This is a genomic window from Winogradskyella aurantia (assembly GCF_002266855.1).
GTDB lineage: Bacteria > Bacteroidota > Bacteroidia > Flavobacteriales > Flavobacteriaceae > Winogradskyella > Winogradskyella aurantia.
This window is the reverse complement of sequence record NZ_NGJN01000001.1, coordinates 448,886-471,358: the sequence shown is the minus strand read 5'-3', so window position 1 is coordinate 471,358 and position 22,473 is coordinate 448,886. Positions and strand designations below refer to the sequence as shown.

General features: G+C 37.5%; 18 protein-coding genes. 9 read left to right on the top strand and 9 right to left on the bottom strand.

What is annotated here, in order from left to right:
* Positions 1 to 29: 29 nt before the first annotated feature.
* Together CA834_RS02175 and hflX are read right to left on the bottom strand one after the other, a co-directional pair.
* A complete protein-coding gene (locus tag CA834_RS02175) occupies positions 30 to 2,300 on the bottom strand; it encodes a penicillin-binding protein 1A (RefSeq protein WP_094967017.1) in 2,271 nt (756 codons plus the stop codon).
* A gap of 18 nt (positions 2,301 to 2,318) precedes the next feature.
* Positions 2,319 to 3,530, bottom strand: a complete 1,212-nt coding sequence (gene hflX, locus CA834_RS02170) for a GTPase HflX (protein WP_094967016.1) — start codon at positions 3,528 to 3,530, stop codon at positions 2,319 to 2,321.
* 72 nt (positions 3,531 to 3,602) lie between these two features.
* Between hflX and CA834_RS02165 the strand changes: the two genes are divergently transcribed.
* The 4 genes from CA834_RS02165 (at position 3,603) to CA834_RS02150 (ending at position 11,956) form a co-directional block, all read left to right on the top strand.
* The gene (locus CA834_RS02165) at positions 3,603 to 4,553 is read left to right on the top strand and encodes an endonuclease/exonuclease/phosphatase family protein (protein ID WP_094967239.1); all 951 of its coding nucleotides are present in this window, start codon (positions 3,603 to 3,605) and stop codon (positions 4,551 to 4,553) included.
* Between the two features lie 222 nt (positions 4,554 to 4,775).
* Positions 4,776 to 9,092, top strand: a complete 4,317-nt coding sequence (locus CA834_RS02160) for a T9SS type B sorting domain-containing protein (RefSeq protein ID WP_094967015.1) — start codon at positions 4,776 to 4,778, stop codon at positions 9,090 to 9,092.
* Positions 9,093 to 9,118: 26 nt separating this feature from the next.
* On the top strand, positions 9,119 to 10,021 hold the full coding sequence (locus tag CA834_RS02155; protein WP_094967014.1) for a PorP/SprF family type IX secretion system membrane protein: 903 nt from the start codon (positions 9,119 to 9,121) through the stop codon (positions 10,019 to 10,021).
* Positions 10,022 to 10,042: 21 nt separating this feature from the next.
* Positions 10,043 to 11,956, top strand: a complete 1,914-nt coding sequence (locus CA834_RS02150) for an OmpA family protein (protein WP_094967013.1) — start codon at positions 10,043 to 10,045, stop codon at positions 11,954 to 11,956.
* A 60-nt stretch (positions 11,957 to 12,016) separates the two neighbouring features.
* Here CA834_RS02150 and CA834_RS02145 read toward each other — a convergent pair whose 3' ends face one another.
* Together CA834_RS02145 and CA834_RS02140 are read right to left on the bottom strand one after the other, a co-directional pair.
* Complete coding sequence (locus CA834_RS02145; protein ID WP_094967012.1) at positions 12,017 to 12,487, bottom strand: CYTH domain-containing protein; 471 nt, start codon at positions 12,485 to 12,487, stop codon at positions 12,017 to 12,019.
* On the bottom strand, positions 12,478 to 13,143 hold the full coding sequence (locus CA834_RS02140) for an NAD(P)H-binding protein (RefSeq protein ID WP_094967011.1): 666 nt from the start codon (positions 13,141 to 13,143) through the stop codon (positions 12,478 to 12,480). Before CA834_RS02140 ends, CA834_RS02145 begins: the two co-directional genes overlap by 10 nt.
* A gap of 41 nt (positions 13,144 to 13,184) precedes the next feature.
* Here CA834_RS02140 and dinB point away from each other — a divergent pair, with 41 nt between their 5' ends.
* Positions 13,185 to 14,294, top strand: a complete 1,110-nt coding sequence (gene dinB / locus CA834_RS02135; protein WP_094967010.1) for a DNA polymerase IV — start codon at positions 13,185 to 13,187, stop codon at positions 14,292 to 14,294.
* Here dinB and pyk read toward each other — a convergent pair.
* The 5 genes from pyk to CA834_RS02110 all read right to left on the bottom strand — a co-directional run bounded on the left by pyk (position 14,291) and on the right by CA834_RS02110 (position 18,581).
* Positions 14,291 to 15,730: a pyruvate kinase gene (gene pyk, locus CA834_RS02130; protein WP_094967009.1), complete on the bottom strand. Its 1,440-nt coding sequence runs from the start codon at positions 15,728 to 15,730 to the stop codon at positions 14,291 to 14,293. The genes dinB and pyk overlap by 4 nt on opposite strands.
* 4 nt (positions 15,731 to 15,734) lie before the next feature.
* A complete protein-coding gene (locus CA834_RS02125) occupies positions 15,735 to 16,214 on the bottom strand; it encodes an IPExxxVDY family protein (protein ID WP_094967008.1) in 480 nt (159 codons plus the stop codon).
* A gap of 124 nt (positions 16,215 to 16,338) precedes the next feature.
* A complete protein-coding gene (rnc, locus tag CA834_RS02120) occupies positions 16,339 to 17,079 on the bottom strand; it encodes a ribonuclease III (RefSeq protein WP_094967007.1) in 741 nt (246 codons plus the stop codon).
* A gap of 7 nt (positions 17,080 to 17,086) precedes the next feature.
* Complete coding sequence (fabF, locus tag CA834_RS02115; RefSeq protein ID WP_094967006.1) at positions 17,087 to 18,337, bottom strand: beta-ketoacyl-ACP synthase II; 1,251 nt, start codon at positions 18,335 to 18,337, stop codon at positions 17,087 to 17,089.
* Positions 18,338 to 18,347: 10 nt separating this feature from the next.
* On the bottom strand, positions 18,348 to 18,581 hold the full coding sequence (locus CA834_RS02110; RefSeq protein WP_009778413.1) for an acyl carrier protein: 234 nt from the start codon (positions 18,579 to 18,581) through the stop codon (positions 18,348 to 18,350).
* A gap of 181 nt (positions 18,582 to 18,762) precedes the next feature.
* On the opposite strand from CA834_RS02110, the gene purN reads away from it, so the two are divergent.
* The 4 genes from purN (at position 18,763) to CA834_RS02090 (ending at position 22,415) form a co-directional block, all read left to right on the top strand.
* A complete protein-coding gene (gene purN / locus CA834_RS02105; protein WP_094967005.1) occupies positions 18,763 to 19,329 on the top strand; it encodes a phosphoribosylglycinamide formyltransferase in 567 nt (188 codons plus the stop codon).
* Positions 19,322 to 19,963 carry a ribonuclease H1 domain-containing protein gene (locus CA834_RS02100; protein ID WP_094967004.1) on the top strand — a complete coding sequence of 214 codons (642 nt, stop codon included), beginning with the start codon at positions 19,322 to 19,324 and terminating at the stop codon, positions 19,961 to 19,963. The genes purN and CA834_RS02100 overlap by 8 nt, the downstream gene beginning before the upstream one ends.
* A gap of 10 nt (positions 19,964 to 19,973) precedes the next feature.
* Complete coding sequence (locus CA834_RS02095) at positions 19,974 to 21,419, top strand: flavin-containing monooxygenase (protein WP_094967003.1); 1,446 nt, start codon at positions 19,974 to 19,976, stop codon at positions 21,417 to 21,419.
* A gap of 69 nt (positions 21,420 to 21,488) precedes the next feature.
* A complete protein-coding gene (locus tag CA834_RS02090; RefSeq protein WP_094967002.1) occupies positions 21,489 to 22,415 on the top strand; it encodes a PfkB family carbohydrate kinase in 927 nt (308 codons plus the stop codon).
* The last annotated feature ends 58 nt before the right edge of the window (positions 22,416 to 22,473 follow it).

Genomic DNA, 22,473 nt, shown 5'->3' with positions numbered 1-22,473 from the left:
AACCCTGCTTATCCTTTTAGCGGGGTTTTTTAATTGAATTTTTTCTGTTTATTTCTTTTCTTAAATAGCCTTTTTATAAAACCATCGCGTTTTGTAGGTTTACAATCTAGATCCTTTAAAACATCTTCTGAAGCATTTTCAAATTTTGCTTTAGTGATAGCACTAAATTCATCACTGCGATTTAATTTTTGATAGAATTTAGCAAAAATAGGTAAGGCTGAATTTGCTCCTTGTCCCATTCTTGTAGTTTTGAATCCAACAGAATGGTTGTCATTACCAACCCAGGTCACGGTGACTAAGTTTGGAGTTAGACCAACAAACCAGCCGTCTTTATTGTTTTGGGTTGTACCTGTTTTACCCGCAATAGCATTCGTTAATCCATAGGTGTTTCTCAGCCGAGATGCTGTCCCCCTATCTACTGTAGATTTCATCATTTCCAGCATTACCTGCCTTGTATATTGACTGTAAGCTTCTTTCCTAGAAACCTTTGGTTCAAAGCTTGCTATAACATTTCCGTATTTGTCTTCTATTTTAGTTATATAATAGGGCTTTACAGCCCTACTTTTATTCACATAACTGGCATAGGCTCCTGTTAATTCGCCTAAGTTTATTTCAGCAGTACCTAAAGCTAGAGAAGGCTCGTTTGGTAGTTCTTTTGAAATTCCTAATTTTTTAGCTTGTTCTAAAACTTTAGCTATGCCCACTTCATTTAATACTTTTACCGATATGGTATTAACGGAGTTGCTCAGCGCCTTTTCCAAAGTATAATTAATATAAGGGTCTTGTTCCGCATTACCCGAGTTGGTTGGTGTCCAGTCATCGTAATCCGTGTACGTTATTTTGTCTAAGGCAAAGTAAGTGCACGGTTTTAAACCATCTTCAATTGCAGCCGTATAGACAAAAGGCTTAAACGTTGAGCCAACTTGTCTTTCACTCTGCGAAATATGATCGTATTTAAAATATCTATAATCTATACCTCCAATATAAGTTCTTACCGCTCCGGTAGAAGGTTCAATAGACAACATGCCTATGTTTAAAAACTTTAAATAATGCTTCAAACTATCGAGAATGGATACGTTTCTAATTATATTGTCATTCCAGTCAAATAATGCTACGGGGCGTTTAATTCGCAATGAATCCATTAGTTGTGCATCCGTTAAACCTTGTTCTTTATATTGCTTAACGATGGGTAAATTAGTTATAGCAGATTTAAGCACTTCAGAGCTAAGATTCCAAGGAGAATTATTACCATAAGACGCCTCAAAATCGCTCTGTAATTTGGTGAGGTGTTCCTTCATGGCTGCCTCTGCCATACTTTGCATCGTAACATCTAGCGTTGTATGCACTACTAAACCGTCCTTATAAAGATTATAGAATTTACCCTCTGGTGTTTTTATAGAATCTAATATAGCTTCCAGTTGCTGTTTTACTTCTTCTCTAAAGTAAGGTGCAATACCTAAATCATGATTAAAAGAATGATAATCTAATTTTAAATCTTGGGTGGTGTAAAAGTTTAAAGAGTCTTTTGAAAGATACCCGTTATTGACCATTTGATGCAATACTACATTTCGTCGTTTCTTGCTTCGTTCTGCATGTGTTCTTGGGTTGAAGTAAGTGTTGGCTTTTAATGTCCCAACCAATGTAGCAGCTTCTGTTATTGATAGCTCCTTTGCTGATTTATTGAAGAACTTAAGCGATGCGCTTTCTATACCATATGTGTTATCTGAAAAAGGTACAGTATTAAGATAAAGCGTTAGAATCTCTTCTTTGATATAAATTGCTTCTAAACGCTTAGCAATAATAGATTCTTTAAATTTATTAATAAGCATGCTAAACAACATATAATCTTCCCTTCCGTACAAATTCTTTGCAAGCTGAAGCGTTATAGTGCTGCCTCCTCCTGCCGATTTATCTTGAAAAATTAAATTTTTTACAAATACGCGTATTAAACTCATGTTATCAATACCGTCGTGTTTATAAAATCTACTATCTTCCGTGGCTACAAGGGCATTGATTAGGTGTTGTGGGAAATCTTCAAATGCTACGGGCTGTCTATCGTAGATATAGTATTTGCCGATTAACCTTTCATGTTGATCTAACAATTGCGTGGCTTGCTCTTGTTTAATGGAACTCAAATCTTTTTTTGAGGGCAACTCTCCAAAAAGTCCTAAATAAATACTTATGTAAAGTCCAACGATAAATAAACAAACAGAGGCGAGAAGTATGACCACTGCCTTTATCCATTTGTTTTTGAACCTTTTTTTAAGCCAAGACGTTAAATACAATTGGTGAGAATCCATTAATAGAATATGACTTGATTATTCTATATCTTCAACGTCTGGATACAGGAAATGATTGTATGGAAACCGTGTTATATGAATTTCCCTGACTTCTTCATAGACGCGTTTTCTAAATTCATCTAAATTCTCTTTATTTAATGCCGAAATGAACAAAGCCTTATCACCAATCTTTGCCATCCATGTATTCTTCCAGTCTTCAATGGTATAACTGGCTCTATATGTTTCTTGACCCTCTGCCTCTTCATCGAAAGGTTCTGGAACATAGGCATCGATTTTATTAAACACCATGATCGTTGGCTTATCCCTCGCTCCTATTTCCTCTAAAATCTGATTTACCGAAGCAATGTGTTCTTCAAAATTAGAATGGGAAATATCAACAACATGCAGCAAAAGATCTGCTTCTCGGACCTCATCTAAGGTACTCTTAAAGGATTCTACCAGCTGTGTGGGTAATTTTCTTATAAAACCTACAGTATCACTAACCAAAAAAGGAAGATTTCCAATGACTACCTTTCTTACAGTGGTGTCTAAAGTGGCAAACAATTTATTTTCCGCAAACACTTCGCTCTTACTAATAACATTCATAAGTGTAGACTTACCTACGTTGGTATAACCCACAAGGGCCACTCTAACCATTTTACCGCGATTGCCACGCTGAACGGCCATTTGCTTATCGATAGTCTTAATTTTTTCCTTAAGTAAAGCAATTTTATCCCTAACAATACGTCTATCGGTTTCAATCTCGGTCTCACCAGGACCACGCATTCCAATACCCCCTTTTTGTCGTTCCAAATGCGTCCACATACCCTTAAGTCTTGGTAGCAAATACTCACATTGTGCCAATTCTACTTGTGTTCTTGCATAACTGGTCTTGGCACGTTGCGCAAAAATGTCTAGAATAAGATTGGTACGATCTAAAATTTTACACTTTAAGATCTTACTAATATTTCGCTCTTGGGCAGGAGACAGTTCGTCATCAAAAATTACTGTACCTACCTCATGCTCTTTAACATATTCGTGCACTTCATTCATTTTACCGGTGCCGATAAAAGTTTTAGGATTGGGCATGGTCATTTTTTGGGTAAACCGTTTAATGACCTCACCACCAGCCGTAAAGGTTAAAAACTCCAGCTCATCCAAATATTCCTTAGATTTTGCTTCATCTTGGTCTTGGGTTATTATCCCAATCAGCACAACTGTTTCTAAAGCTATATTCTTTTTTTCTATCATACATCAAATAAAGTACAAAGTTAAGTAAATCGCTTTTTAAGCATCCTGTTTTAAAATTATATATTTATGGCCATGAACAGTACAGCCAATGTAATAACCATAGCGTTTTACAATATAGAAAACCTATTTGATCCGTTCGACAACACAACTGCGGACGACAATGATTTCTTACCTTTTTCCAAAAAACGTTGGACTACGAAAAGATACACTAATAAGCTAAATAAAATAGGGCACGCTATTTCTCAGATTGGCCCTGAAAATTTAAATACGGCTCCTACCCTAGTTGGCCTTGCGGAAGTTGAAAACAAAAAGGTACTGACAGACCTTATACGTGTGAAACCCTTAGAAAAGGAGAATTATGACTTTATACATTATGATTCACCTGATGAGCGCGGTATTGACGTGGCGTTATTATATAAAAAAGAAGTGTTCAAATTGAATTACTCGCAATCGTTCCCTGTTTATCTTGAGGATGACCTTGGCCAGCGCGATTATACTAGGGACATTCTTTTGGTTGAAGGCGAATTAAAAAATGAAACCTTAAACATACTCGTAAATCATTGGTCATCTCGGCGCGAGGGTGAAAAAGAAACAGCACATAAACGCTTGGCTGCAGCTACTGCAGTAAATACTATAATTCAAGATATCAAATCCAACAATGACGATGCTAAAATTATTGTTATGGGCGATTTTAACGATAATCCAGATAATAAAAGTATAAAGCTGATGGAAGCAAAAAGTCAGCTGTACAACCCATTCAAAACAGTTTGGTCAAGAGATGCGGGTAGCTTAAGTCATAACTTTGAGTGGCATTTGTTCGATCAAATCTTATGCTCAACAAATTTCCTCAACAGTGAAAAATCAGCTTTAGTTTATAACAATGCTGCAGTATTTGACGACAGGTTTCTAACCCAATACGATGGTAAGTATAAAGGACAGCCTTTTAGAACCTATGTTGGCAAGCACTATAAGGGTGGTTATAGCGATCATTTTCCCGTATATATGGAGTTAAAACATCCATGAAATAGGAATTAGTCATTTGTCGATAAATACGGTACTTAATCTATTATAGTATTGTTAATATCCTGTTAATAGCCATTTTTTATATATTCGACTTGCTATTAAGAAAACCTACGATTTTATTTCTTGAAGCCTTGTATAGCCTCAAAAAAATATTAATTAAAATTAATCCTTTATAATAATTTGATTATAAAGGATATATAATTTTTAACAAACTAATAACTAATGAAAAAAGTTACGCTCACTTTATTGCTTTTGTGCTCATATATTTCACTTAGCGCACAAGTTTTAAACCAACCTGCAAATTGGCCAAATGCCAATTGGCAAGTCACTGGGACCTATAATACTGATCCAACGGCATTTGAGGCTGATCCAACGGTAACAAGTAATTTTGCTTTTGATGATGATGATGCTGGTTTTGGCAGTGATGACGATATCTTTGCGGAATCTCCCGTCATTGATTTATCCGCTGCATTTACGGCCGCTGAGACGTGGATATTTATGGACGTAGATTATGTTTATAATGCTCTTGGCGATGTGTTGCGGATTGAATATTGGGATGCTGATTCTAGTACTTGGTTAAGTTGGGAAGTATTTGAGGAAAGTGCAAATGTTCCAACTGATAATTTTTGTACACCTGCAAAGGATGCCTTTACGAGTACACAATTAAATATTGCAGGCTTTACAGCGACACAGCTTTCTGGCTTTAGATATAGATTAGCCTTTTATGATGATGGCCCAGGTGGTGGTGCCGGCTTTGAATGGGGATTTTGTTTTGATTCCCCAACACTTAGGTCAGAAACGCCACCAACATGCCCAGTCGTTACGAATATTGCCGTAGCGAACATCACAGACACTTCTGCCGAAATCAGCTGGAACGCTGGAGGCTCGGAAACAGAGTGGGAAGTTGTTGTACAGCCAGTAGGCACGGGCGTTCCAACAGGAAATGGTACAAGTACTACTACCAATCCTTACACGGCTAGCCCATTAAGTTCAAGTACAGCCTATGAAGTTTATGTCCGGGCGGTATGTAGCACAACAGATTTTAGCAATTGGGAAGGACCTATTGAATTTACAACCGAAAATACCCCACCACCACCACCAGTAGGTGTGACCTGCGGTTCAGGAAGTTCATCTTTTATTTATACTGCTGAATTTGATACCTTCGATGGATGGACTGGAGATATTACCAATACCAATCAAGACGGATTCTGGGAAATTCCCGGAGCTTCAGGATCTTTTGGAACAGGACCAGATAATGCTTTTAGTGGTGCTAACTATATGAATTACGAGTCATCTGGTGGCACTACGAATACGGCTTCTGCCGTGAGTCCAGCAATTGATCTTTCTGCTGCATCTGATGGTGCCGAATTATCATTTTATATGCATGCCTTTGGCGCGGATATGGGCACCTTGAATGTTGGTGTTGCAAACTCCCCCTCTGGCCCATTCACAACATTGTTTACTTGGATTGGTGAGTTTCAAACTTCTGGTGCTCAGGACTGGGTGCCGATTGGAATTAACCTTGATGCGTATTTAGGCCAAACTATTTATATAGAGTTCAGTCATACAGGAACAGGTGGTTTTGAAGGTGATATGTCTATTGACTTTATGAGAGTAGAGACTTGTGGTACCTTTTGTATTGCTCCAAGCAGCTTAAATGCCTCGAATATTACTGCTACTTCAGCCGATATTTCTTGGATTGGTAACAACGGTGAAACCTCTTGGGAATATGTGATACAACCGGCAGGTACAGGTGTTCCAACAGGTCCTGGAACTACCGTTACAACAACCACTATAAGCGAAACGAACTTATCACCATCCACTGATTATGAAGTGTATATTTTAGCGAATTGTACTTCGGGTAACAGCTCTTGGGCTGGACCACTGAACTTTACAACTGATATTCAAACAGATTTCGTTTTGGATTGTACAAATGGAGGTCCCGTAACACAGGATTATTGTTACGATGATGACGGTGCCACGAACCCTGTCATATTTACCTTTACCAGTAATGATGGGACTCCACTAAATTTAAACTTTAACTCAGGTTTTGTTGAGGATGGCTGGGATGAACTCGTTGTACTAGACTCTGATGGAACTCCTTTCCCTGGTTTTGCTCCAGCTGACGACAATTACGGTAATGGTGGTAATATTGGTGGCCTTAGCTTTCAATCATTTGGAGATACAATTTCGTTTTATGTAAATTCTGATGGTATCTTTAGTTGTGCAGGTGGATCTGCACCCATGAATACTGGCATTAATTACACAGTGTCTTGTGCTACCTGTATTAACCCTCAAGCTACGTACACTATCATTGATGATTGTGACAACGGCGAACAATTTTTAATAGATGTCAACGTAACCGACCTTGGTGACGCAACATCCCTTACCATTTCAAATAACATTAATGGAGACACGATAGATAATGTAACTGCACCTGGCACTTATCAAGTAGGTCCATTTCCATTCCTACAAGATATTATTGTTACAATTAGTAATGATCAAGATGGTAATTGTGTTATCAATAGCCAGCCCTTCCAATTATTGGCTTGTCCTCCAGATAATGATAATCCATGTGGCGCTATTGTCGCATCGGTTAATGATGATGAATCATGTGCGGTAACAACACCGGGTACTATTTTAGCGGCAACACCATCTGGTGTGCCATCGGGAAGCTGTACTGGTGACCCAGACGATGATGTCTGGTTTGAGTTTGTCGCTTTAGGGGAGCAACAGATTATTCAAATTCTAAATATTACCGGAGGAACCTTCAACTTAGACCATGGACTTTATGAAGGTACCTGCGACAACTTATCAGAAATTTATTGTTCTACGGATGACTTTAGCTTAACCCCGGCATTAACTATAGGTAATACCTATTATGTGAGAGTCTTTTCCGGAGGTTCTGATGATGAAACTTCAAATTTCGATTTATGTATAAGTACGCTTGGTGAGCCTACCTTCTGTTTGGACGCACTGCCAATATGTGCAGATCCAGACATACAGTACCCAAGTGTAGTTGGTGATCAGGTTGCGCCTCCGTATTTAGACTACGACTGTTTGGGCTCGCAACCAGATCCGCAGTGGAATACTGTATTGTTTGATGAAGCGGGTGATTACCAATTTAGTTTGGACCAAGTTAGTGAAACAGGTGTCCCATTAGATATCGATTTTATTATTTGGGGGCCTTTTCTTGACCAGCAAGACGGCTGTTTAGGATTGATACCAGAAAATATTGCAGACTGTAGTTTTTCTGCCACGGCCTCTGAAACGATTAATTTGAATAACGTTCCTGCCAATTCTATTTATATTATTCTGATAACTAACTTTTCACAGCAGCCAGGAACTTATACATTCACTCAAGATTCAGGCCCTACTGATGGTACTAATTGTCAAGTTGTGTGTGACGTAACTATGGAAGTTGAGGGTGCACCGATTGAAGATGATAACCCAGAGTTAGGGGTGCCAGATGAGGTTTTGAATTACTGTGGTTTTGACAGCGTCGCTCTCGAGGCAACTACTTTCTATGATGTTGATCAATACATATGGTATTTGGATGGCTTTGCTATAGATGGCGCAACATCTTCAACCTATACAGCTACAGAATCTGGAACTTATCAAGTACAGGTCTTAGGTGGTATTTGCGACCAAAGTGAAATATACCTTTCCGCCTTGGTTGAGATTAACTTTTACGATGATCCTGGAAATGTAGACCCTCAAAGTATTTCTGCGTGTGATATAACGGGTGGAGACGGTATAGGTGATTTCGATTTAGATGCTTTAACCGAATCTCTTGGGTTTGGAACTGATTTCACAGTCAGTTACTACACTAGTGTAGATGACGCTAATCAGGCCATAAATCCAGTGAGTTCACCGTATACGGGGACTGATGGTGAAGTATTGGTCATCAGAATTGAAGACACCGATGCCCTTAACGATGGATTCTTAGGTTGCCGTGAATTATCCGAAGTTGAGCTCATCGTTACCCCTGCTGCATTTAGTGCGAGTATCTCAACCGATGTCTTTTATTACAATGATGAAACTGGTGAATTTTTGTGGTGCCCTGAATCTGGTTCAGGTATAGTTTTAACAGCAGTTCCTAATGGCATTACGCCTCAAGAAATTACCGTTGAATGGTTACGTGATGGTGTGACCGTAGATGGTGAAAACGCTCTCTCTATTGAGGTTTCTGAACCTGGCGATTATACTGCTATTATTATAGAAATTGCGACAGGCTGTCCTTATGTCTTAGAAGACGTTACGGTTGTGGAGTTTGACAACTGTGTTATTCCTCAAGGAATTTCCCCTGGGGTTTCCGTTGGCCAAAATGATACGTTTGACCTGAGATTTTTTGACGTAAGCCGTCTAGAAATTTTTAATAGGTATGGAACCCTTGTGTATTCTAAGGATAACTATAAAGATGAATGGGTAGGTCAGACCAATGACGGTGACGAGTTACCTGTAGGTACATATTTCTACAGTATGATATATCAAGGTGGTAATAAAACCAAAACTGGTTGGATTTATATAAATAGATAATCAATTAACAGAATCAAATTATACAAATGAAAAAACTCTCTATAATAGCGGTCCTCCTTTTGGCATTGCAAATGCAAGGACAACAAGACCCACAGTACACGCAGTACATGTATAATATGAATATCATTAATCCAGCCTATGCTGGATCTAGAGAAGGTCTTTCCTTTGGGCTTTTATATAGAAATCAATGGTCTCGTATTGATGGCGCACCTGAAACAGGTACCTTTTTTGGCCATTCACCACTTGGAAACAATCTTGGATTGGGTTTATCTGTTATAGCAGACCAATTAGGACCAGTGAGGGAAACCAACACCTATGTAGATGTCTCTTATACCTTAAGATTAGGCGGTGAGCATCGTTTAGCCTTTGGTATTAAAGCGGGTGCAACTTTTCATGACATCGGTTTGGCTGGCATAGACCTTGTTGATCCTAATGACCCGTTCTTTCAAGATATCAATGAAACAACGCCAAATCTTGGTGCTGGCTTTTTCTACTATACCGATAAATATTATGTATCGTTTTCCGTTCCGAATATGTTAGAATCTGTACACTTGGATGCCAACGGTAATAAAATTGGCTCAGAAACACAGCATTATTTTTTAACTGGTGGCTATGTGTTTGACTTGTCTCCTAATACAGAACTTAAACCCTCTTTTATGGTTAAATCTGCTTTTGGTGCTCCAACATCGTTTGACGTAAACCTTAATGCGAGATTCTTTAGAAAATTTGAAATTGGTGCTTCGTACAGACTAGACGATTCTTTCTCTGGTCTGGTGAATTTTGCTGTTACGCCATCGGTGCGCATTGGATATGCCTATGATGCGGTAACATCAGACATCAATGCGTTTGCTCCTGCATCTCATGAGATTATGTTGTTATTTGATCTTAACTTCTCTAGACGTGTTTCTCGTTCACCAAGATATTTTTAATCAGTTAAGCGAAATTAAATTATGAAAAACTTAAAAACCCTATTATTTATTACGTTGATGAGTAGTTTAAGCTTAACTGCTCAAAATAGTAATACAAAAAAAGCAGATAAAGAATTTGAGAGATTTGAATTTGTTAAAGCTGCTAAAAGTTACAATAAGCTTGTAGAAAATGGAAAGGGAGACGCCTATGTTTACGGACAACTCGCCGAAAGTTATTACAATATTTTCAATACAGTTGAAGCTGAACGCTGGTATGCCAAGGCCTTAGAAACTTCTAATGATCCCGAAATGATATACAGGTACTCCCAAATGCTTAAAGCCAATGGGAAATACAAAGAATCCAATGAGCAAATGGAGCGTTTCGCCTCTATGCGGCCTTCAGATGATAGAGCTACAGAATTTAGAAAAAATCCAGATTACCTTCCAAAAATATTAGAACAAGGCAAAAAGTTTAATGTACAAAATGCCATGTTCAATTCAGAACAGTCTGATTTTGGCGGCACTATGGATAACGGCATACTTTATATTACTTCTGCCAGAAATGACAATAGAAAAACCTATGGTTGGAACAATGAGCCTTTTTTGGATATGTACAGACTAACCAAAAACTCAGACGGTTCCTATCAAGAGGCTGAATTACTGAATGATAAGATTAATACTAAATATCATGAAGGATTAGCATCGTTTACCCCTGATGGAAATACAATGTACTTTTCGCGAGAAAGTTATTTTGAAAAAGACTATAAAAAAGATTCATTAAGTAATAATCGCTTTGGTCAATTGTACATTTTTAAAGCTACTAAGCTTGGTTCAGATTGGGACACTGTTGAACCCTTATCCATTAATAGTGCTAATTATTCAGTTAAGAATCCATCCGTCAGTGCAGATGGTAAAATGTTGTACTTTTCATCAAACATGCCAGGAGGTTATGGGCAGTTTGATATTTATAAAGCGCCCATCAATGATGACGGTAGTATTGGAGAGCCTGTAAATCTAGGACAAAAAGTAAATACTGAAGGACAGGAAATGTTTCCATTTATTAGCAGTAATAACACCTTATATTTCTCCTCTAACGGACATTTAGGTCTTGGCGGTATGGATGTGTTTTACACTAAAGAAATAGACGGTAAAATGGCTCCTATTCGCAATGTGGGCATTCCCATCAGTAGCAACGCCGATGACTTTGCGTTTACAATTGACGAAGAGTCTGGTGAGGGTTTTTTGTCCTCAAATAGAGACGGCGGACAAGGCGGGGATGATATTTATCTCATTAAAAAACTACAGCCCTTATGTGATGTTCTTGTAAAAGCAATTGTTTTAGATGATAAAACACGTGAGCCAATAAGTGGGGCTTCCGTAACGCTTTTCGATAATCAAGGAAACAAAGTGGTTTCAAAACCAACAAATTCTGAAGGTATAGCTGAATTCATAGTAGAGTGTGAAGAAGATACACAGCTAGAAGTAGAAATGCCAGATTACAACAGTAGACAAGTTGTAGTTAAAGGAACAAGGGATGAAGAACAAGAGGTTCAAATATCCCTAGACCCAATAGAAAAACTCATAGTAGCAGATCGCATCGAACTTGAACCTATTTATTTCGAGTTCGATAAATTCAATATTACAGCGAAAGCTGCTTTTGAATTGGATAAAATCGTTCAAATTATGAACAAATATCCTGATATGACCATTAAGACGACCTCGCATACCGATATTAGAGGTTCTGAATCTTATAATATGAGATTATCTGATAGCAGGGCTAAATCTACTAGGCAGTATATCATTTCTAAAGGCATTGATGAATCTCGCATTACTGCAGAAGGTAAAGGTGAATCTGAACCTAAAATAGACTGTAGCGGTGGTTGTACCAAAGAACAGCACCAAGAAAATAGACGCTCAGAATTTATTATTGTAAGTGGCGCACCACAAGCACAATAACCTTTAAGGCATTAAAAAAAGCTCTGAACATAGATTCAGAGCTTTTTTTTTAATCTTAGATTACCAATTTTGGTAAGGATTCTTGGCCAATTGTGAATTGTAATATTTTATATCCCCCGTGACCTCTTTGCCTAACCATGACGGTTTTTTAAAGACCTCATCTTCTGCATTTAACTCTATTTCGGCTATAATCAAGCCTTTATTTTCACCTTTAAATTCATCAACTTCAAAGGTGTGATATCCAATGTGTACCTCAAATCTCACTTTATCTATGATTGTTTCTTCACAGAGAATCAAAAGAGCATTGGCATCTATTATTGAAATTTCTTGTTCCCATTCAAATCGAGAGAGACCATCTTTAGTAGATTTACCTTTAACGGTTAAATAGCCTTTATCTTTTGTTAATCTTACCCTTACGGTTCTTTCTTCATGACTGTTTAGAAATCCTTGTTTAATCCTATAACTGGTTCTCGCTTCCTTTTTAAATGCATCAGAAGTGACTAAAAACTTACGTTCAATCTCTATGGCCATAGTTTTGCTAAATCATTTAGTTCATCTGAAAGTACAACACCTGAATCGCGCTTACCGTTGGCTAAATATACCATGGCTTTGGCTATATGTTCAGAAGGTATGGATTTATATTTTCTGAAACTCCCGATTAAAAACGGATTAACTAAACGCATTAGGCCTTTTACAATATATTCTCCGAGACGTTTTTCGTTGCGTTTTCCAGCTATTAGGGAAGGTCTAAGTATATAAGTCTTTGAAATTTTTTGGGAAAACACAGCTTCTTCCATTTGACCCTTTGTCCTGTTATAAAAAAGAGTACTATTTTTATCCGCGCCTAGGGAAGACATGACCAAAAATGTATGGATATCGTTGGTCTTGGCCAGTTCTGCTGCAGTCACTGGGATTCCGTAATCAATTTTTCTATATAAGTCTTCATTTGGTGTTTTTTTCTTTGTTGTACCAATACAACAGAAAACAACCTCTGCCTTAAAATGCGCCTTTTGCTTTTTTAATTCAAACAGGTCCACAATGTGTTCCGTTAACTTAGAATGTTCAATACCCACCGATGAACGACCAAAGACTATAACACTGTTGTAATGGTTGTCCTTCAAGAGACAGTCTAGCACAAACCCTCCTGTTACACCAGTTGCTCCCAATAAGATAGCTGTTTTACCCATTTCTAAATTTACCTTTGCTAAAGATATTATAAATTTGAAAGATGGACGACTCACTTCCTATTAGAAAGATTATTCATGTAGACATGGATGCCTTTTATGCCTCCGTAGAGCAAATGGATAACCCACGTCTCAGGGGTAAAGCAGTTGCGGTTGGTGGTGGTACTAATCGCGGTGTTATTAGTGCCGCCAGTTATGAAGCAAGAAAATTTGGTGTAAAAAGTGCCATGTCGGGTCGAATAGCTGAAAAGTTATGTCCACATTTAATCTTTGTAGCTCCGCGGTTTGACCGTTATAGAGACATCTCTCAACAAATTAGAAGCATTTTTTTAGATTACACAGACTTGGTAGAGCCTTTATCCTTGGATGAGGCCTATCTCGATGTCACTGAAAATAAAATTGGAATGCCAAGTGCTACTCTAATCGCCAAAAAGATTAGACAACGTATTCAAGAAGAAGTGGGTTTAACCGCATCAGCAGGAATTTCCATTAATAAGTTTATTGCAAAAATAGCAAGCGATTACAACAAACCAAACGGCCAAAAGACAGTGAATCCAGAAGATGTTCTTCAATTTTTAGAGGAATTGGATATTCGTAAATTTTACGGTGTTGGAAAGGTAACTGCTGAGAAAATGTACCAAAAGGGCATTTTTACAGGAAAAGATTTAAAAGCAAAATCTCTTGGCTACCTCGAAGATAATTTTGGAAAATCGGGAGCTCATTATTACTATATCGTTAGAGGTATTCACAACAGCGCGGTAAAACCTAATCGGACCAGAAAATCGTTAGCTGCTGAGCGCACTTTCAGTAAGAACCTCTCTTCAGAAATCTTTTTGCTCGAAAAGCTAGAGCATATCTCAGAAGAAGTGTCAAGACGCCTCAATAAAAGTGGCATCTCAGGAAAAACCATAACACTTAAAATAAAATATAGCGATTTCACCCAACAAACCCGCAGTAAAACACTTCCATATTATATTCAGGATAAAGCAATAATCCTTGAGACAGCCAAGGCCTTATTGTACCAAGACCATTTGAAAGACTCCGTACGTCTTTTAGGTATTTCACTATCTAATTTAAATACAGCACAGTCTGATCGAAATAAGGAAGACGATGAAAAAGATGCCATTAGCGTTCAATTGAAATTTGAGTTTTAAAAACTGCAACTTTCTATTTCTGTAACACGTAAGGTGTTTACCATGCCTCGCTCCTTTATAGGCATAGCGGCTAAACTAATAAGCATGTCACCAACTTCTAAATAGCCCTTTTTACAGGCAATAGCGTTAACATCTTCAATAGTCTCGTCAGTGCTCACGAATTTATCATAATAAAAAGCTTTTACTCCCCAAAGTAAACTCAACTGTGTTAAGATGCGATGATTGGAGGTGAAGACCAAAATATGGGCTTGGGGTCGCCATGCCGAAATCTGAAAGGCCGTATAGCCACTATTCGTTAAAGTAGAAATAGCTTTGGCATTGATTTCGTTAGCCATATTAGCCGCATGAAAGCATATCGCCTTGGTGATATAACGTTTTGTGCGGATATGAGGCGGTGACTGTGGAACTTCAATCAAATGCGAGTCTTCTACACTTCTTATAATATTTGACATTTGTCGAATGACCTGAACGGGATACTGCCCTACTGAGGTCTCACCTGATAACATTACCGCATCGGCACCATCCATTACAGAATTGGCGACGTCGTTTACCTCAGCACGTGTTGGTGTTAAGCTCTTAATCATGGTCTCCATCATCTGGGTGGCAATAATTACAGGAATTCTTGCGCGCTTTGCTCGTAGAACTAACTTCTTTTGGATTAGAGGCACCTCTTCAGCAGGAATTTCAACACCCAAATCTCCTCGAGCAACCATTAAACCATCACAATAGGCCACAATTTTATCAATATTTTCTACTGCTTCAGGCTTTTCTATTTTGGCTATAATAGGAATTTTATATTTACTGTTTTCGCTGATGAGTTTCTCCAATTCCATTAAATCTTCTGCATGCCTAACAAAAGATAGAGCTATCCAATCTACTTGTTGTTTAATGGCAAATAAAGCATCTTCAATATCCTTTTCTGTTAAAGCTGGCTGAGAAATGTTGGTGTTTGGAAGATTGACCCCCTTTTTTGACTTTAAAGGTCCACCTTGTATGACTTTAGCCTTTACCTCTGATTTTCCATCTGTTGAAACCACTTCAAAAATAAGCTTCCCATCGTCAAGTAAAATACGCTCACCTGGTTTAGCATCTTGAGGAAACTTTTCATAGGTCATATATACCCGCTCCTTTGTACCGTCAAATCGTTCCCCTGTAGCGAATATAATTTCATCTCCCTCATCAACTATTACATCGCCTTTCATGGTTCCTACTCGTAATTTTGGCCCTTGTAAATCTCCTAAAATGGCCGCATTATAACCATACTCATCATTGAGTTCCCGAATCATTCTTATACGCTCCTCTACGTCTTCATAGTTGGCGTGTGAAAAGTTAATTCTAAACACATTAGCACCCTCGTCCAACATTTGTTTCAACACTTCCTTTGTACTGGTAGCCGGTCCTAGGGTGGCTACTATTTTTGTCTTTTTATTTTGCATTAAATCAAAAAATTAAATGATCTCTAGATTTTAGTTTTAAAGGGTTGACCGCATAGCTTGTGACTATTTGGGGTATGTTTTGCAATTTATTTAGCACAAGTCTTTCGTTCACATTATTGATTTCGTTGGAAATTTTAATGAAGTAGTCAACCTCTTTGTATTCTGGAATTAAATTAAAGGTCTTAAGCACCTTTTGTTTCTTTTGAAATAAGGTCCCTGAACTATATAGGCTATCCTCCTCTTTTTTACACACATTAGAAACTAAATTCCATGTAACATACTGAAATTTATTGTCCCATTCAAAAATACTATAGGAAGATTTTAAGTATTCAAAATCCAAGTCGTCATCCTTACGTCGCAAATTTAAGCCTAAGCTATGGTTTAAAAGATAAGCCAAGCGGTAATCTGGTAACCTACAATGTATAGCAATAAGCTTGTAGGCATCATTATAAAAATCATCTACCAGAAGTCGATGCAAAGCCATACGTTACAAGTTTGGTGTTAAATATAAAATATAAAATACTTTGTTTGGTTATCTTTTGGATATTCTTAACCATGAAAACACACGAAAACGATTTAGTTGTTGTTAAGATATTCTTTAGGGAAATTTAGGTGCGTCTCGCAATCTGCTTTTGAAATGCAAAAAATGCCCGTTTCGAGGCCTTTTCCTCAGCCTTTTTTTTAGAAGTGGCCCTTGCTTTTGATACAACCTTATTATTAATGCTCAGTTTTACGGAAAAATGCTTTAGTTCATCTCTGCCTGTATCTTCATAAACCTCGTAATCAAAGGTGTTTTTTTCTTTTTGGCACCACTCAATCAAAAGACTTTTGTAGCTTATTACTTTTCCTTCAAGCGTTTCAATGTCTACATGCGGATTAATGACACGCTCGTAAATAAAACGCTCACAGAATTTATATCCTTTATCCAAATAAATTGCTCCAACCAAGGCCTCAAATAGATTGCCATGTATGTTGTTGCCAAAATTAGATTTCGGAATCTTACTTTTTACTAGCCCAATTAAATTTAGTTCTTTACCCAATTCATTAAGGTGTTCTCTACTAACTACTTTAGAACGCATCTTTGTGAGATAGCCTTCATCGCCATGTGGCACTTGCTCAAAAAGATACGCGGCAATTACAGCACTTAGCATGGCATCTCCAACAAATTCTAGGCGTTCATAATTAATAGCATTACCATCATTATCCTTGATATTCATTGAGCGGTGTGTAAACGCTTTTATGTATAAAGATTTTGATTTGGGTTTATAACCTAGAATTTCCTTTAGGTTTAAAAAAAAATTCCCGTCTTCATTAGAACGGGAATTTAGTATGTTGCGAATGAGACTCATTCGGGATTTAATCTAATTTTTTAAATAATACACAGGCGTTGTGACCGCCAAATCCAAATGTATTACTCATAGCTACCTTTATATCTCGTTTCTGAGCTTTATTAAGTGTTAAATTCAACTGAGGGTCAATATTTTCATCAACAGTTTCATGATTAATCGTTGGTGGTACAATACCATGCTGCATGGCCAATATTGAAGCAATAGCTTCAATTGCACCAGCAGCACCCAACAAATGACCTGTCATTGATTTTGTTGAATTAATATTGATGTTTTTAGCGTGACTGCCAAATACCTCTGATATAGCTTTTAGTTCGGCGACATCTCCGAGCGGGGTGGATGTGCCATGTGTATTAATATGATCTACATCTTCGGGATTCAATCCTGCGTTCTCTAAACAATTTTTCATAACAGCCACAACTCCTATCCCATCGGGATGCGGTGCCGTCATGTGGTAAGCATCCGAAGATAAACCCCCACCTAAAACTTCTGCATAGATTTTAGCGCCTCGAGCCTTTGCGTGATCATAGTCCTCCAGTATCATCGCCCCAGCACCTTCACCGAGAACAAAACCATCACGATTGGCATCAAAAGGTCTTGACGCCGTTTCAGGACTGTCATTACGCGTACTCATCGCATGCATAGCATTAAAACCGCCCATACCGGCAATAGTTACTGCGGCTTCGCTTCCACCCGTAATAATCACATCACAGTGACCTAAACGGATAGTATTTAAAGCATCTATTAAAGAATTAGCTGATGATGCACAAGCAGAGACCGTTGTATAGTTTGGCCCCATAAACCCATATTTAATGGATATATTACCTGGTGCAATATCAGCAATCATTTTAGGAATGAAAAAGGGATTAAATCTTGGCGTACCATCCCCAGCAGCATAATTTAAAACCTCCTCTTGAAAGGTCTCTAGGCCGCCAATTCCAGCACCCCATATTACGCCTACCCTATATTTGTTTAGAGTATCAAGGTCAAGTTTTGAATCGGCTATAGCTTCGTCTGAGGCTACCATAGCATATTGTGAAAACTTGTCCATTTTTCGCGCTAACTTTCTATCAATAAAGTCAGTAACGTTAAAGTTTTTTATTTCGCAAGCGAACTGTGTTTTGAACTTTTCAGCATCAAAATAAGTTACAGGAGCAGCACCACTTCTTCCATTGACAAGACCATCCCAATATTCATCTATGGTATTACCAATGGGCGTCAGTGCACCTAACCCAGTAACAACGACTCGCTTTAATTTCATAAATAACTTTTTATTTTGCCTCCTCTATGTAAGAGATTGCTTGACCAACTGTTGCAATATTTTCAGCTTGATCGTCTGGGATTTGAATATCGAATTCCTTTTCAAACTCCATTATTAACTCAACAGTGTCTAATGAATCTGCTCCTAGATCGTTAGTGAAGCTCGCTTCGGCTACAACTTCGTTCTCATCAACACCTAATTTGTCTACGATAATCGCTTTTACTCGTGATGCAATGTCTGACATAATCTTTTAATTTTAAGTTTTAATTAGACCGCAAAAATAAAAAACTTTATTTTAAAAAACATTTTTACCGATAAAATAAGCGCTTAATACTTAAAATCAGTATATGTATTTTTTTGAAAGGCCCTTAATTGTTAATTTTTATTCTTTTTTTTGCTCTTAATAAGAAACGTATTAATTGAGAATGAAGCGTATTGTAATTTTTGCCTCCGGTTCGGGGAGTAATGCTGAAAATTTAATCAGGTTTTTTCAAAACAATGATAAGGTATCCGTTATCCAAGTGTTGACAAATAATCCTCATGCTAAAGTTTTAGAACGGGCCAAAAATTTAAACATCAGTGCTTTATCATTTAATAGAGTGGCTTTTTTTAAAACTGATGACGTCCTAAATATACTAAAGGCCTCTAAACCGGACCTAATTATATTAGCCGGGTTTTTATGGAAGTTCCCTCAATTTATTCTCAATGCATTCCCCGGAAAGGTCATAAATATTCACCCTGCCTTACTTCCTAAGTTTGGTGGTAAGGGGATGTATGGCATGCACGTTCATGAGGCCGTGGTAATGAAAAAAGAGACTGAAACAGGGATTACTATTCATTATGTCAATGAAAATTATGATGAAGGTGCAACCATTTTTCAAGCAAAGTGTGCTGTTTTACCTACAGACACCCCAGAAGATGTTGCCGCTAAAATTCATAAATTAGAAATGGAACACTTCCCAAAAGTGGTTGACAAGCTTTTAAATGCGTAAGAAGAAGAAAAAATATTATACCGTTTGGAAAGGTCATCATACTGGCATATTCGAATCTTGGGAAGATTGTAAAGCGCAAATAAAGGATTTTAAAGGTGCGCAATACAAATCATTCTCAACTTTTGAAGCCGCTAAAAAAGCATTAAAAGAAGATTACAGGTTACACATAGGAAAACAAAAATCCTTTACAAGTGAGTTGTCTGACGAGCAACTCAAAAAAATTGGAAAACCTAACCCTAATTCTATTAGTGTAGATGCCGCTTCGAGTGGTAATCCGGGAAAAATGGAATATCGCGGTGTTGATACAGTTACTAAAAAACAACTATTCATTCAAGGCCCTTTTGAAGAAGCTACTAATAATATTGGTGAATTTTTGGCCATAGTTCATGGTCTCGCCTTTTTAAAACAGCACAACAGTGACCGCATTATTTATACGGACTCCAAAACTGCCATGAGCTGGGTACGGAAGAAAACCTGCAATTCCAAATTGCAACGGACTAAAAAAAATACACCCGTGTTTCAACTTGTTGATAGGGCGTTGAAGTGGCTTAAGGAAAATAATTATACGACCACCATAGTAAAATGGGAAACCAAGGCATGGGGAGAAATCCCAGCCGATTTTGGGAGGAAATAATACAGCAACGATGAGTAATTATTACGATATTATAATTATTGGTGCTGGTTTATCAGGTATAGGTGCCGCATGTCACTTATCTCGTAAAAATACTGAAAAGTCATATCTCATACTTGAATCTCGAGAATCGCTAGGAGGTACATGGGATTTATTTAAATATCCTGGTGTAAGATCTGATTCTGACATGTATACATTTGGATATTCTTTTAAAATTTGGGATGATGCAAAATCCTTTGCAGATGCGCCATCTATACTAAAATATCTAAACGAAGCTGCGAAAGAATATAATGTTTCTGAAAACATCGCTTATAATCAGCGAGCCGTTTCGTATGCATTCAGTTCTAACGATAATTTATGGTCTATTGCAGCGGTTGATTTAAAAACTAATAAAACGCATACCTACACGTCGAGATATATTTTTAATTGCAGCGGTTATTATAAATATGATAAAGGTTACACACCAGATTATAATGGACTCTCGAACTACAAAGGAAAATTTATACATCCACAAAATTGGCCTAAAGACTTAGAATTAAATGATAAAAACGTAGTGGTTATTGGCAGTGGTGCAACCGCAGTAACCATTGTGCCAAAAATTGCAGAAACGGTTAATCATGTGACTATGCTTCAACGATCACCAACCTATGTTGGTGCACTTCCCAATAAGGATAGTGTGGCGAGATTTTTTAAGTTTATTTTACCAAAAAAATTAGCGCATAAAGCCATAAGAGTAAAAAATGTGCTCTTAGATATGGCCTTTTTTAATGCTTGTAGAAAATGGCCAGATACCATGAAAAAATACATCGTTAAAAAAGCACAAAAAGAATTAGGGGATGTGCCTGTTGATCCACATTTTATGCCCAATTATAATCCATGGGAACAACGATTTTGTCTAGCGCCAGATGGAGACTTGTTTAAATCTATTAGAAAAGGTAAAGCCTCTGTTCAAACAGCTAAAATAGACCACTTTAATGAAAAAGGAATTGTTTTAGAATCTGGAAAGGAATTACAAGCTGATATTATAGTAAGTGCTACCGGTTTAAGAATTTTACCACTTGGTGGCGTAAAGATATATGTAGATAGCACATCTATTGATATTTCAAAACTCTATGTCTATAAGGGATGCATGCTAAGTGATTTACCTAACTTGTTCCTCTTTGTAGGCTATACTAATGCTTCTTGGACTTTAAAAAGTGATTTAACCAGTGAATATATAACCCGCGTGCTAAAGTATATGGATAAATATAATTTTCAATCCGTATGCCCAAAAACTAAAGATTCTAATCTAAAGCCAACTCCATTGTTAAATTTAAATTCGGGTTATATTTACAGAGCTCATAATATACTCCCAAATCAAGGGGATAAAGCACCATGGAGAGTTTATCAAAACTATGTATTAGACTATAAAATGCTAAGAATTGATAAAATAAATGACGCTTTCGCAGTATTCAAATAATGAAAAGATTAATAATTTTAAGGGGAATATATTTTACTTAAATTTGCACCTTAATTCAAACTACTTTTAATGAGTAAATTAGTAATTGTCGGAACAGTGGCATTCGATGCTATTGAAACGCCTTTTGGAAAAACCGACAAAATACTAGGAGGTGCTGGAACCTTTATTGGTTTGGCCGCTTCACAATTCGATATTGACCCTGCTGTCGTTTCTGTTGTGGGAGGTGACTTCCCCCAGAAATATTTAGACTTGATGACCAAAAATAACATCGATATTTCTGGAATTGAAATTATAAAGGATGGTAAAACCTTTTTCTGGAGCGGCAAATATCACAATGATATGAATTCCCGAGACACCTTAGTTACTGAATTAAACGTATTGGCCAATTTTCAGCCTATTGTACCTCACGATTACAGAAATGCAGAAGTCGTAATGTTAGGAAATCTTCATCCCTCCGTCCAAATGAGTGTGTTAAAGCAAATGGATAAAAAGCCTAAGCTTACCATTTTAGATACCATGAATTTTTGGATGGATTGTGCTCTGGAGGAGTTACATGAGACCATAAGTCAAATCGATGTTATCACTATTAACGATGAAGAGGCGCGACAATTAACCGGAGAATACTCCTTAGTGGTGGCGGCTAGAAAGATACATGAGATGGGCCCTAAATATGTAGTTATTAAAAAAGGAGAGCACGGTGCGCTTTTATTTCATAACGATAATGTGTTTTATGCACCTGCATTGCCTTTAGAAGAGGTATTTGATCCTACAGGAGCCGGTGATACTTTTGCTGGCGGCTTTGCCGGCCATTTGGCTAGGACTGGTGACTTTTCGTTTGAAAACATGAAAAATGCTGTGATTTACGGGTCAACATTGGCATCGTTCTGTGTTGAAAAATTTGGAACTGAGCGCATGCAGAATTTAACTGACAAAGAAATTTATAAACGTTTAGATCAATTTAAAAACCTAACACAATTTGATATAGAACTTTCATAATAAAGCGCGCTTGATGAAGCGCGTTTTTTTGTGCCAGAATTACTAATAGCTGTTTACG

Coding starts and splice junctions, on each gene's coding strand:
- CA834_RS02175 (WP_094967017.1), bottom strand. CDS start 2,300: ATGGATTCTCACCAATTGTATTTAACGTCTTGGCTTAAAAAAAGGTTC.
- hflX (WP_094967016.1), bottom strand. CDS start 3,530: ATGATAGAAAAAAAGAATATAGCTTTAGAAACAGTTGTGCTGATTGGG.
- CA834_RS02165 (WP_094967239.1), top strand. CDS start 3,603: ATGAACAGTACAGCCAATGTAATAACCATAGCGTTTTACAATATAGAA.
- CA834_RS02160 (WP_094967015.1), top strand. CDS start 4,776: ATGAAAAAAGTTACGCTCACTTTATTGCTTTTGTGCTCATATATTTCA.
- CA834_RS02155 (WP_094967014.1), top strand. CDS start 9,119: ATGAAAAAACTCTCTATAATAGCGGTCCTCCTTTTGGCATTGCAAATG.
- CA834_RS02150 (WP_094967013.1), top strand. CDS start 10,043: ATGAAAAACTTAAAAACCCTATTATTTATTACGTTGATGAGTAGTTTA.
- CA834_RS02145 (WP_094967012.1), bottom strand. CDS start 12,487: ATGGCCATAGAGATTGAACGTAAGTTTTTAGTCACTTCTGATGCATTT.
- CA834_RS02140 (WP_094967011.1), bottom strand. CDS start 13,143: ATGGGTAAAACAGCTATCTTATTGGGAGCAACTGGTGTAACAGGAGGG.
- dinB (WP_094967010.1), top strand. CDS start 13,185: ATGGACGACTCACTTCCTATTAGAAAGATTATTCATGTAGACATGGAT.
- pyk (WP_094967009.1), bottom strand. CDS start 15,730: ATGCAAAATAAAAAGACAAAAATAGTAGCCACCCTAGGACCGGCTACC.
- CA834_RS02125 (WP_094967008.1), bottom strand. CDS start 16,214: ATGGCTTTGCATCGACTTCTGGTAGATGATTTTTATAATGATGCCTAC.
- rnc (WP_094967007.1), bottom strand. CDS start 17,079: ATGAGTCTCATTCGCAACATACTAAATTCCCGTTCTAATGAAGACGGG.
- fabF (WP_094967006.1), bottom strand. CDS start 18,337: ATGAAATTAAAGCGAGTCGTTGTTACTGGGTTAGGTGCACTGACGCCC.
- CA834_RS02110 (WP_009778413.1), bottom strand. CDS start 18,581: ATGTCAGACATTGCATCACGAGTAAAAGCGATTATCGTAGACAAATTA.
- purN (WP_094967005.1), top strand. CDS start 18,763: ATGAAGCGTATTGTAATTTTTGCCTCCGGTTCGGGGAGTAATGCTGAA.
- CA834_RS02100 (WP_094967004.1), top strand. CDS start 19,322: ATGCGTAAGAAGAAGAAAAAATATTATACCGTTTGGAAAGGTCATCAT.
- CA834_RS02095 (WP_094967003.1), top strand. CDS start 19,974: ATGAGTAATTATTACGATATTATAATTATTGGTGCTGGTTTATCAGGT.
- CA834_RS02090 (WP_094967002.1), top strand. CDS start 21,489: ATGAGTAAATTAGTAATTGTCGGAACAGTGGCATTCGATGCTATTGAA.